Consider the following 12,022-nt stretch of genomic DNA (forward strand, 5'->3'; position numbering starts at 1 on the left):
TATTCGCAGTGGCCGGGAAAGCTGTGGCAGTCGATCATCGCATGCTGCCGTAGTTGCCTCCCCGCCACCTATCCTTAAGCCACGCCGCCCGATGAGCGGCGAATGAGGACTTTATGAGCAAGACCAACGCATCCCTGATGAAACGCCGCGAAGCCGCTGTACCGCGCGGTGTTGGCCAGATTCACCCGATCTTCGCCGACTCCGCGAAGAACGCCACCGTGACCGACGTTGAAGGTCGCGAGTTCATCGACTTCGCCGGCGGTATCGCCGTGCTGAACACCGGCCACGTACACCCGAAAATCATCGCGGCCGTGACCGAGCAACTCAACAAGCTGACCCACACCTGCTTCCAGGTATTGGCCTACGAGCCCTACGTAGAAGTGTGCGAAAAAGTCGCCGCCAAGGTGCCGGGTGATTTCGCCAAGAAAACCCTGCTGGTCACCACCGGTTCCGAAGCGGTGGAGAACGCCGTGAAGATCGCCCGCGCCGCCACGGGCCGTGCCGGTGTGATCGCCTTCACCGGCGCCTACCACGGCCGCACCATGATGACCCTGGGCCTCACCGGTAAGGTCGTGCCTTACTCGGCCGGCATGGGCTTGATGCCGGGCGGCGTGTTCCGTGCGCTGTACCCGAACGAACTGCACGGTGTGAGCGTCGACGACTCCATCGCCAGCATCGAGCGCATCTTCAAGAACGATGCCGAGCCGCGTGATATCGCCGCCATCATCATCGAGCCGGTGCAGGGCGAGGGCGGCTTCTACGTCGCGCCGAAAGCCTTCATGAAGCGCCTGCGCGAACTGTGCGACAAGCACGGCATCCTGCTGATCGCCGACGAAGTGCAAACCGGTGCCGGCCGTACCGGTACCTTCTTCGCCATGGAACAGATGGGCGTTGCCGCCGACCTGACCACCTTCGCCAAATCCATCGCGGGCGGCTTCCCGCTGGCCGGTGTGTGCGGCAAGGCCGAGTACATGGACGCCATCGCTCCAGGCGGCCTGGGCGGCACCTATGCCGGTAGCCCGATTGCCTGCGCAGCAGCCCTGGCCGTGATGGAAGTGTTCGAAGAAGAGCACCTGCTGGACCGCTGCAAGGCCGTGGGCGAGCGCCTGGTGACTGGTCTCAAGGCCATCCAGGCCAAGTACCCGGTGATCGGCGAAGTGCGTGCCCTGGGCGCGATGATCGCGGTCGAGCTGTTTGAAGACGGCGACACCCACAAGCCAAACGCTGCCGCCGTTGCCTCCGTGGTAGCCAAGGCACGTGACAAGGGCCTGATCCTGCTGTCCTGCGGTACCTACGGCAACGTATTGCGCGTACTGGTGCCCCTGACCTCGCCGGACGAGCAGTTGGACAAAGGCCTGGCGATCATCGAAGAGTGTTTCTCCGAACTCTGACCAACCTTAGTCACTGTGGCGAGGGAGCTTGCTCCCGCTGGGGCGCGAAGCGGCCCCGCTCTTTGATTTGGGACTGCTGCGCAGTCCAGCGGGAGCAAGCTCCCTCGCCACAGGTTACAGCCCGTACAAAAAAACCGCTTCGGCGGTTTTTTTGTGCCTGCTTCATTGTACGCACGCGCCTGCATTGTCTAAGGTGCAAGCATTGCCGATGGAGCGTGCTGGATGACTGCTGTTGATTTACCCGCTGTACCCCGAGTGTTAATCGCCGAAGCAGACCCTTGGTCGCGGGACCTGCTCAAGCAAGTGCTGTTGAATGTGCGCTGTGACGCACGGCTGGATGTGTGCGCCGATGGGCAGCACGCCGCCACGCTGTTGGGCGAAAAAACCTATGACCTGATCCTGGCGGATTGGGAGCTGCCGGGCGTGGATGGCTTGAGTCTGCTGCGCAGCGTGCGCCAGAAGCGCCGTTCGCTGCCGTTTATCTTGCTGAGCAGTCGCAACGACAGCGCCAGCGTGCGCGAAGCCTTGCCCCTGGCGCCCACCGCCTACCTGACCCGCCCGCTGAACATGGAAAGCCTGACCCAGCGCTTGCAAGACCTGCTGCTCAACGAAGGCGAAAGCGTGTACTGCGAAATCCCACCGCTGGCGCCGGGTATGACCTTGCCAGCCTTTCTGGAGCGACGCCGCGAGGTCTGCGATGGCGCGCCGCTGCGCGTGGATGTGAAAACCGCCGTGCAACGCAGCCTGGGGCCCGAAGGCCTGGACCTCAAGCAGTTGGAAGACCAGGTGCACAGCGACCCGCAAATCACCGCCGTATTGATCGCCGCCGCCAACAGCGCCGGCTACCACGGCACGCCAGTGCAGACCCTGTCAGAGGCCCTGCATAAGTTGGTGCCCGGCCAGAGCATGAACCTCATCCTGGGCCTGGCGCTCAAGCACAACGTGGTGTTGGGCGACCCTGGGCTGGTGGCCTACGCCGAGCGGCACTGGCAATTGTCCCAGGACAGCGCCGACTACGCCCGGCGCCTGGCGCGCATGCTGGAGCTCGACCACCAGCGCTGCTACAGCGCCTGCATCCTGCATCGCTTGGGCGACCTGGCCTTGTTGCGCTGCCTGGAAGACTGGCGCCAGGGCGGCGGCGCCCTGGATGATGAAGCCATCGGCGAATCCCTCGACGCTTTTGGCGCTGCCTACGGTTCGGCGTTGCGCACGCGTTGGCGCTTGCCGCTGGAGTTGCGGCAGTTGATCGCAGGGATCTATTCACTGGAAGGCGGGGTGTATTCGCGCGAAGCCCTGGTGGTGAACCTGGCGGCGCAAATGGCGCGGCTGACCGAGCACGAAGGGCTGGAAGAACTGGCGGGCAGCAAGACGGCGCGGCTGCTCAAGGTCGGCTTGTCGGAACTGACCCGAGTGCGCAAAACCTGAAACACACACCGAACGCATGTAGGAGCGAGCTTGCTCGCGAAAAACGTCAACGATGACGCGGGCTTCCTGGATAAACGCGGCGCCTGTGAGTTTTTCGCGAGCAAGCTCGCTCCTACAAAAAGGCATAAATGCCAAGCGGTGTTACCCGGCGATAACACGGTTCTTGCCTTGGCGCTTGGCCTCGTACATCGCCGCATCCGCTCGCGCAAACAGGCTGTCGAGGGTGGAGTCATCTTCGCGCAGGCCGGCCAGGCCCTGGCTGACGGTCACATTGAATTCATGCCCTTCGTAGCTGAACACCAACGCCTGGATTTCCTTGCCCAACCGCTCGGCCACCTGCAGGGCCATCTCCGGTGGGCAACCCGGCAGGACGGCGGCGAATTCTTCGCCGCCAATGCGCCCGAACAGGTCGCCACGGCGCAATACCCCGCGACCGCTTTCCGCGATGCGCCGCAGCACCTGGTCGCCCTCCAGGTGGCCGTAGGTGTCGTTGATGTCTTTGAAATCATCGATGTCCAGCAACAGGAACGCCAGCGGGGTGCCCTGCACGCAGGCGTTGTCGAAGGCCTGGTTGGCGAGTTCGAAGAAGTGTCGGCGGTTGCTGCTTTGGGTCAGTACGTCGGTGGTGGCGAGGCGATGGAGTTCCAGCTCAAGTTGCTTCTTTTCGGTGATGTCTTCGGCGATGCCCACCACGATCAGCGCTTCACCGGGCACCACCTGCTGGTTGATGTAGCACTTGTCACTCAACCAGCGGATCTGCCCGTCAGCGGTGATGATGCGGTACTCGCGGTCCTCCACGGCGCCCTGTTCCAGCACACGGGCCAGGCTGTGTTCGGCGTAGTCGAGGTCTTCGGGGTGGACGCTGTTGCGCCATTCACGGTGGTCGGCCAGCAGCAGGCCGGCGGAGCGGCCAAACAGGCGCTCGTACGCCGGGCTCACATACAGCACACGGCGTGTTTCCCAATCGATGGCCCACAGCACGGCGTTCACGCTGACCAGCAGGGAACTGAGCAGTTGCTCACGCTCACTCAGCCGCTCGACTTCACCTTGAGCATGCATAAGCGCCAACAGGGTCGCCGCCGCGGCCGGGCGCGGCGGCTCTGCGGTGGGCACATCGGGCAGGCTGGGCTTTTCGTGAACCATCGGTACAACTCTCTCTGGGCGCGCCGCAGGGTGCAAAAGCGGTCACTACAAGGGGTCACCATGATGGCGAAGTGTTCTTTGAGAGAGGGGAATTGCGGTGAAGTTCCGTGATCAGCATGCATTGTCGGTGCCCGGAAAATGGCGCCAAAAAGCCAGTGCGTGGGAGGGCGAACCCTCCCACGGCGCCCTCACACCGCTGTAGGACGCAACGAGTAAGTCTTCAACTGGTGGGCAAAATCGCGCAGGGATTGGATGCCACTGGCCTCGGCTTCATGCACCCATTCCTTGATCGCTGCCAGCATGTCGTGGCCGTTGGAACTGGTCTTGAGCCAGATCTGCTGCAGCGCCAGGCGCTTCTCGTAGATCACCGTGAGGGCATGGCTGTGTTCCAGCATGCTCTGGATGCGCAAGTGGTGGCGGTCTTCCAGCAAGCTGGTTTCCCGCGACAGCAGGCGCTTGGCGCGGTGGAACTGGTGGCGCACCGAATGATCGACCTTCTCCAGCTCCTGCTTGACCAGCGGGCCAATCACCAACTTGCGGTATTGGGCCATGATCTGGAAGCGGTTGTTGAGGATCGCCATGGCGGTGTCCATGTCCAGGCTGCCCTTGCCTTCGACGCGGTGGGCGATGGGGGCCACGCGCTGCACCTTGGCCAGGCGCAGGAAGCTGAACACTTTTATCCAGGCCCAACCCAGGTCGAACTCCCACTTCTTCACCGACAGCTTGGCGGAGTTGGGGTAAGTGTGGTGGTTGTTGTGCAGCTCTTCGCCGCCGACGATGATGCCCCACGGCACCAGGTTGGTGGCGGCGTCACGGCATTCGAAGTTGCGATAGCCCACGGCATGCCCCAGGCCATTGATCACGCCGGCGGCCCAGAACGGGATCCACATCATCTGGATCGCCCAGATGGTGATACCGATGGTGCCGAACAGCAGCAGGTCGATCACGCCCATGAGCGCCACGCCCAACAGCGGGTAGCGCGTGTAGAGATTGCGTTCGATCCAGTCGTCCGGGCAGTTCTTGCCGTAAATGCGCAGGGTCTCGGGGTTTTCCGCCTCGGCGCGGTACAGCTCGGCACCTTTGCGCAGCACGGTGGACAAGCCCTTGATCACCGGGCTGTGCGGGTCATCGACGGTTTCGCATTTGGCGTGGTGCTTGCGGTGGATGGCGGTCCACTCGCGGGTGTTCTGCGCCGTGGTCAGCCACAGCCAGAAGCGGAAGAAGTGTTTAAGGCCGGCATTGAGCTCGAGCGAGCGATGGGCCGAATAACGGTGCAGATAGACAGTGACCCCAATAATGGTCACGTGGGTCATCAACAGCGTGACTGCCACCAGTTGCCAGGCGGACAGATCAAGAAAACCGTTGTACCACATAGGCTGTATGGCCCTCAGATAAAGAAAAAAACAGCACCCGCATTATCACTTCCTTTGCAGATAAAACCAGTCACCGTTTCAGATAAGACTTACAAAGTGTTTCCTACTCTATAATCCTGATCCTTTGTAGGGCGATTCTGGTTATTTAGTAAGGATTACTAAGCATATGCTGTTTTCATACCGAGGTGCCCTACGTGCGGGGTTGGTGTACCTGCTGGTTTCTATCGTTTGGCTCCAGCTCAGCAATTACCTATTAATCAACTTTATCGATGAACCTTGGGCGCTGGGGCGCTGGCTGCAGGCGCGCGGTTATGTGTGGGTCAGCCTCAGCGCCTTGGTCATCTACTGGATAGGCCGGCGTTTTGCCCGTGCCCATGCGTTGCAACAACCCCTGAAAGAGAACCGCGAGCGCCTGCGCCAGGCCGCTGCGGTGTTCGATTGCACCCGCGAAGGGGTGCTGGTCACCGATACCCAAGGGCTGATCGTGCACGTTAACCGCGCTTTCATGGAGATCACCGGCTACCAGTGCGAGGACGTCATGGGCCAACGGCCAAGCCTGTTCAAGTCCGGGCGCCACTCGGCGCATTTCTACCAGCAAATGTTCCAGGCCCTGGAAAGCACCGGCGAATGGAGCGGGGAAATCTGGAACCGCCGTAAAAGCGGCGAGGTTTACCCCCAGTGGCAAACCATCCGGGTGATTCACGATGACCAAGGCAAGGTCAGCCACTACGTGGCGGTGTTTTCGGACATCAGCGCCATGAAGAACTCTGAGCACGAGTTGGCGCACCTTGCCCATCACGACCCGCTCACCGATCTGCCCAACCGCCTGCTGTTCACCGATCGCGCCGAGCAGGCCCTGGCCTCCGCGCAGGTGCATAAACGTGGCTGCGCCCTGCTGTTGATGGACCTGGACCACTTCAAGATCATCAACGACAGCCTCGGCCATAACGTTGGCGATCAGTTGCTCAAACTGGTGGCCGAACGCCTCAGCGGCCTGTTTGGGCCGGGGGTTACCCTGGCGCGCCTGGGGGGCGACGAATTTGCCGTGCTGGCAGAAAGCTGCCCGCAGGTGGTGCAAGCGGCGGCCTTGGCGCAGCGCATGCTCAACGCCATGAAGGATCCGTTCATTTTTGACGGCAACCAGCTGTTTATCAGCGCCAGTATCGGTATCAGCCTGTTCCCCAGTGACGCCCTGAGCGCCGAGCAACTGCTGCGTAACGCCGATTCCGCGTTGTTCAAGGCCAAGAGCGCCGGGCGCGAAGGCTACGCGTTGTATACCGAAGAGCTGACCGCCCACGCCCAGCATCGGGTGGAAATCGCTGGCGAGCTGCGTCGCGCCCTCGACCAACATGAGCTGCGCGTCTATTACCAGCCGGTGCACGACCTGCATGACAGCCGTTTGGTCGGCGTTGAAGCACTGGTGCGCTGGCAGCACCCGGAGCGCGGCCTGGTACCCCCGGGCGAGTTCATCCCCATCGCCGAACGCACCGGGCTGATTGCCGAGATCGATGCGTGGGTGATGGACCAGGCCTGCCGCCAAATGTGCCAGTGGCTGGCCGACGGCGCGCCGCTGAGCTTTATCGCAATCAATGTCTCCAGCCGCCTGTTTGCCCGGCGCGAGCTGTATGAGCAAGTGGCCCAAGTGCTGCACACCACTGGGCTGGATCCGGCCTTCTTGGAGCTGGAGGTCACCGAGAGCGCAGTGATGGACGACCCGGAAGTCGCGTTGGAGCAACTGCACCGCCTGCGCGAACTGGGCCTGCGCCTGGCGATCGACGACTTTGGCACCGGCTATTCCTCGTTGTTGCGCCTCAAACGCCTGCCGGTGCAGAAGCTCAAGATCGACCAGGGCTTTGTGGCGGGCTTGCCGTGGGACGAAGACGACGCCGCGATTGTGCGCGTGGTGATCGCCCTGGCCAAAAGCATGGGCATGCAGGTGCACGCCGAAGGGATCGAGCAGGTGGAACAGGCGCGGTTCCTGCTGGATCAGGAATGCGACATGGGCCAGGGGTACTGGTTTGGACGGCCGATGCCGGCTGATGAAATCGACTGGACCCGAGCCCCTCTGATTCGTCAGGACTGACTCGGCCAATGTGGGAGCCGGGCTTGCCCGCGAAGGCGGCGTGTCAGTCACTGTATCTGTAACTGCACCACCGCTTTCGCAGGCAAGCCAGCTCCCACAGGGGTTCTGCGGCGCCTGTGTGTGAGCGTTTTTTCTGCCGAAACCCTTGCAACCCCATGCCCTATTAGAAAATTCTTTCTGGTTATATAAACATTCTTAAATAGTATTTTTAAGAATATCCGCGCTTATCTACTATCGCCCTCACGCCGCAAGCAGTGCCGCCACTGCCAGGCACTACTCATTTTCAGGAGCGAGACCATGAGCGCATCTCTACGTAGCGTTGACGGCCAGGACGAAGCAGCCATTTTGCGTGAAATCCAGAGCGCCCTGCGCGATCTGCGGTTTGGCGCGGTGGAAATCACCGTACACAACGCCCAAGTGGTACAGATCGAACGCAAGGAAAAATTCCGTCTGCAGAACCCCGGTAACAAACCGAGCTGAGCAAGAACGGCGATAGACCCGCAATTACAAGAAAAGCCAACACTCAAGAATTTCAGGAGCTTCTATGTCGTCGATTCGCCGTTATGCCTTGGCCGCATTGGCCAGTGCCGTGTTTGCCGGTTCCGCCGTTGCCAAGGACTACGAGTTGCTCAACGTCTCGTACGACCCCACCCGTGAGCTGTACCAGGATTACAACGCTGAGTTCACCAGCTTCTGGAAACAGTCCCACCCCGGCGACAACGTGAAGATCCAGCAGTCCCACGGTGGCTCGGGCAAGCAAGCACGCGCAGTGATTGACGGCCTGCGCGCCGACGTAGTGACCCTGGCCCTGGCCGGTGACATTGATGAAGTCGCCAAGCTGGGCAAGACCCTGCCGGAGAACTGGCAGACCCGCCTGCCGGACGCCAGCACCCCATACACCTCCACCATCGTGTTCCTGGTGCGCAAGGGCAACCCCAAAGGCATCAAGGACTGGGGCGACCTGATCAAGAAAGACGTGTCGGTGATCACGCCCAACCCGAAAACCTCCGGCGGTGCACGCTGGAACTTCCTCGCCGCCTGGGCCTACGGCCTCAAGGCCGGCGGCAGCGAAGCCAAGGCCCAGGAATACGTCAAAGAGCTGTTCAAGCACGTGCCGATACTGGACACCGGCGCGCGCGGTTCTACCATTACCTTCGTCAACAACGGCCAGGGTGACGTGCTGCTGGCATGGGAAAACGAGGCGTTCCTGGCCTTGAAGGAAGACGGCGGCGCCGACAAGTTCGACATCGTCGTGCCTTCCCTGTCGATCCTGGCGGAACCGCCTGTGGCCGTTGTGGACAAGAACGCCGAGAAAAAGGGCAACACCGAGATCGCCACCGCGTACCTCAACCACCTGTACAGCCCGGCGGGCCAGGAGATTGCGGCGAAGAACTTCTACCGTCCACGGGATGAAAAAGTCGCCGCCAAATACGCCCAGCAGTTCCCGAAACTGGACCTGGTGACTATCGACAAAGACTTCGGCGGCTGGAAAACTGCCCAACCGAAATTCTTCAATGACGGTGGCGTGTTCGACCAGATCTACACGGCGCAATAATCAACACCGACTATTGCGCGGGGCTTGTTGTGGCGAGGGAGCTTGCTCCCGCTGGAGTGCGAAGCACTCCCAAAACCGGTACTCACGGTACATCGTGGTTGCCTGGTTCTGGGGCCGCTTCGCAGCCCAGCGGGAGCAAGCTCCCTCGCCACAGTGGGCCGCACGCATATCCGTTCCGCTAACCAAGGACTCTTATGTCGCGTCGTATCTCCCCCGTCATACCCGGCTTCGGGCTGACGCTGGGCTACACCGTCGTGTACCTCAGCCTGATCGTACTCATCCCGCTGGCGGCGATGTTTGTACACGCCGCTCAACTCACCTGGGATCAGTTCTGGAACATCATTTCCGCACCTCGTGTACTGGCGGCCTTGAAGCTGAGCTTCAGCACCGCGCTGTACGCCGCACTCATCAACGGTGTGATTGGCACTTTGCTGGCCTGGGTGCTGGTGCGCTACACCTTCCCCGGGCGCAAAGTCATCGACGCGATGATCGACCTGCCGTTCGCCCTGCCCACCGCCGTCGCCGGTATCGCGCTGACGGCGCTGTACGCGCCCAACGGCCTGGTCGGCCAGTTTGCCACCGACCTGGGCTTCAAGATCGCCTACACCCCCCTGGGTATCACCCTGGCGCTGACCTTCGTCACGTTGCCCTTCGTGGTGCGCACGGTGCAGCCGGTACTGGCCGATATCCCCCGGGAAATCGAAGAGGCCGCTGCCTGCCTCGGCGCCAAGCCGTTGCAAGTGTTCCGCTACATCCTAGTGCCGGCATTGCTGCCCGCCTGGCTGACCGGCTTCGCCCTGGCCTTTGCCCGAGGCGTGGGTGAGTACGGTTCGGTGATCTTCATCGCCGGCAATATGCCGATGAAAACCGAAATCCTGCCATTGCTGATCATGGTCAAGCTCGACCAATACGACTACCGCGGCGCCACCTCCATTGGTGTGCTGATGCTGGTGGTGTCCTTCGTCTTGCTGCTGCTGATCAACCTGTTGCAGCGGCGCATCGAACGTCCATAAGGAGGCGCGGAACATGTCCCAATCGTCTATTTCTGCCGCGTCCTCGGCCAACGCCGCCCGCCGTGGCAGCGCGACCTCGCGACGTATCCTGATCGGCCTTGGCTGGCTGGTATTCGCGCTGTTCCTGCTGCTGCCGTTGCTGGTGGTGGTGTCCCAGGGCTTGAAAAACGGCCTCGGCACGTTCTTCAGCGCAATCCTTGAACCCGACGCGCTGTCGGCGCTGAAACTCACGGTGATCGCCGTGGTGATTTCGGTGCCGCTCAACCTGGTGTTCGGCGTCAGCGCCGCCTGGTGCGTGAGCAAGTACTCGTTCCGTGGCAAGAGCATCCTGGTCACGCTGATCGACCTGCCGTTCTCGGTGTCGCCGGTGATCGCAGGCCTGGTGTACGTGTTGATGTTCGGCGCCCAGGGCTTCTTCGGGCCGTGGCTGCAAGACCACGACATCCAGATCGTGTTCGCCCTGCCGGGCATCGTGCTGGCGACCATCTTCGTCACCGTGCCGTTCGTGGCCCGTGAGCTGATCCCGCTGATGCAGGAGCAGGGCACCCAGGAAGAAGAAGCCGCACGCCTGCTGGGCGCCAATGGCTGGCAGATGTTCTGGCATGTCACCGTGCCGAACATCAAGTGGGGTCTGATCTACGGCGTGGTGCTGTGTACGGCGCGAGCCATGGGTGAGTTCGGCGCAGTGTCGGTGGTGTCCGGCCACATTCGCGGCGTCACCAACACGCTGCCGCTGCATGTCGAGATTCTCTACAACGAATACAACCACGTTGCCGCGTTTGCGGTGGCCAGCCTGTTGCTGATCCTGGCGCTCTTCATCCTGCTGCTCAAGCAGTGGAGCGAGAACCGAATCAACCGCCTGCGCAACAGCGCGGGTGAGGAATAAGTCATGTCGATCGAAGTCCGTAATGTCAGCAAGAACTTCAATGCCTTCAAGGCCCTGGACAGCATCAACCTGGATATCCAGAGTGGCGAGCTGGTGGCGTTGCTGGGCCCGTCCGGCTGCGGCAAGACCACGCTGCTGCGCATCATTGCCGGCCTGGAAACCCCGGATACCGGCAGTATTGTGTTCCACGGCGAAGACGTCTCCGGCCACGATGTGCGTGATCGCAACGTGGGCTTTGTGTTCCAGCACTACGCGCTGTTCCGCCACATGACCGTGTTCGACAACGTCGCTTTCGGCCTGCGCATGAAGCCGAAAAACCAACGCCCCACCGAAAGCCAGATCGCCAGCAAGGTTCACGAGCTGCTGAACATGGTGCAGCTTGATTGGTTGTCGGACCGTTACCCGGAACAACTCTCCGGTGGCCAGCGCCAGCGTATCGCCCTGGCCCGCGCCCTGGCGGTGGAGCCCAAGGTGTTGCTGCTCGACGAACCCTTCGGCGCCCTCGACGCCAAGGTGCGTAAAGAACTGCGCCGCTGGCTGGCGCGCCTGCACGAAGACATCAACCTGACCTCGGTCTTCGTGACCCACGACCAGGAGGAGGCCATGGAAGTCGCCGACCGTATCGTGGTGATGAACAAGGGCGTGATCGAGCAGATCGGTTCACCGGGCGACGTCTACGAAAACCCGGCCAGCGATTTTGTGTACCACTTCCTGGGTGACTCCAACCGCTTGCATTTGGGCGAAGACAAGCACCTGCTGTTCCGCCCCCACGAAGTGTCGCTGTCACGCCATGAACTGGAAGATCACCATGCGGCGCAAGTGCGGGATATTCGGCCGTTGGGCGCGACCACTCGCGTGACCTTGAAGGTTGAAGGCCAGAGTGAATTGATCGAGGCCGAAGTGGTGAAAGACCATGACAGCCTCACCGGCCTGGCGCGGGGCGAGACCCTGTTCTTCAAACCCAAAACCTGAGCGTCACCAGAGGCGTTCCCACGCACTGCGTGGGAACGCCTCTGGTGACGCTCTGCGTCACGCTTTTGGACGCGGAGCGTCCTGGCCTGCATTCCCACGCAGAGCATGGGACCGATCAAGACCGCGCCGCGCCACCGGCCCAGAGCGCTCTTCAATCTGGCGCTTGAGGTCCTGCCGCAAC

Annotated in this window: 10 protein-coding genes; 8 read left to right on the plus strand and 2 right to left on the minus strand. The window is 61.6% G+C overall.

The window, feature by feature from the left end:
- Positions 1-113 precede the first annotated feature (113 nt).
- Positions 114-1,391 (plus strand): 4-aminobutyrate--2-oxoglutarate transaminase, encoded by a 1,278-nt coding sequence (gene gabT, locus JFT58_RS29345; protein WP_014716416.1) that lies wholly within the window; start codon positions 114-116, stop codon positions 1,389-1,391.
- 222 nt (positions 1,392-1,613) lie between these two features.
- Positions 1,614-2,816: an HDOD domain-containing protein gene (locus JFT58_RS29350; protein WP_054896819.1), complete on the plus strand. Its 1,203-nt coding sequence runs from the start codon at positions 1,614-1,616 to the stop codon at positions 2,814-2,816.
- Between the two features lie 141 nt (positions 2,817-2,957).
- On the opposite strand, the gene JFT58_RS29355 is transcribed toward JFT58_RS29350, so the two are convergent.
- Together JFT58_RS29355 and desA are read right to left on the minus strand one after the other, a co-directional pair.
- Complete coding sequence (locus JFT58_RS29355) at positions 2,958-3,959, minus strand: GGDEF domain-containing protein (protein WP_034125448.1); 1,002 nt, start codon at positions 3,957-3,959, stop codon at positions 2,958-2,960.
- A gap of 188 nt (positions 3,960-4,147) precedes the next feature.
- Positions 4,148-5,332: a delta-9 fatty acid desaturase DesA gene (gene desA, locus JFT58_RS29360; RefSeq protein ID WP_054896818.1), complete on the minus strand. Its 1,185-nt coding sequence runs from the start codon at positions 5,330-5,332 to the stop codon at positions 4,148-4,150.
- 166 nt (positions 5,333-5,498) lie between these two features.
- On the opposite strand from desA, the gene dibA reads away from it, so the two are divergent.
- The 6 genes from dibA (at position 5,499) to JFT58_RS29390 (ending at position 11,841) form a co-directional block, all read left to right on the plus strand.
- Positions 5,499-7,415 carry a phosphodiesterase DibA gene (gene dibA / locus JFT58_RS29365; protein WP_054896817.1) on the plus strand — a complete coding sequence of 639 codons (1,917 nt, stop codon included), beginning with the start codon at positions 5,499-5,501 and terminating at the stop codon, positions 7,413-7,415.
- A 297-nt stretch (positions 7,416-7,712) separates the two neighbouring features.
- Positions 7,713-7,895, plus strand: a complete 183-nt coding sequence (gene oscA / locus JFT58_RS29370) for a sulfur starvation response protein OscA (protein WP_003170956.1) — start codon at positions 7,713-7,715, stop codon at positions 7,893-7,895.
- Between the two features lie 64 nt (positions 7,896-7,959).
- A complete protein-coding gene (locus JFT58_RS29375; RefSeq protein WP_014716420.1) occupies positions 7,960-8,970 on the plus strand; it encodes a sulfate ABC transporter substrate-binding protein in 1,011 nt (336 codons plus the stop codon).
- A gap of 194 nt (positions 8,971-9,164) precedes the next feature.
- Positions 9,165-9,983, plus strand: coding sequence for a sulfate ABC transporter permease subunit CysT (gene cysT / locus JFT58_RS29380; RefSeq protein ID WP_032894195.1), 819 nt, complete (start codon positions 9,165-9,167; stop codon positions 9,981-9,983).
- Between the two features lie 13 nt (positions 9,984-9,996).
- Entirely contained in the window at positions 9,997-10,869 is an 873-nt protein-coding gene (cysW, locus tag JFT58_RS29385; RefSeq protein ID WP_054896816.1) for a sulfate ABC transporter permease subunit CysW, read from the plus strand.
- A 3-nt stretch (positions 10,870-10,872) separates the two neighbouring features.
- Positions 10,873-11,841 carry a sulfate/molybdate ABC transporter ATP-binding protein gene (locus tag JFT58_RS29390; protein WP_034125451.1) on the plus strand — a complete coding sequence of 323 codons (969 nt, stop codon included), beginning with the start codon at positions 10,873-10,875 and terminating at the stop codon, positions 11,839-11,841.
- Positions 11,842-12,022: the final 181 nt, after the last annotated feature.

Source organism: Pseudomonas sp. MF6767, assembly GCF_016405475.1.
In the GTDB taxonomy this organism is placed as follows: Bacteria; Pseudomonadota; Gammaproteobacteria; order Pseudomonadales; family Pseudomonadaceae; genus Aquipseudomonas; species Aquipseudomonas paracarnis.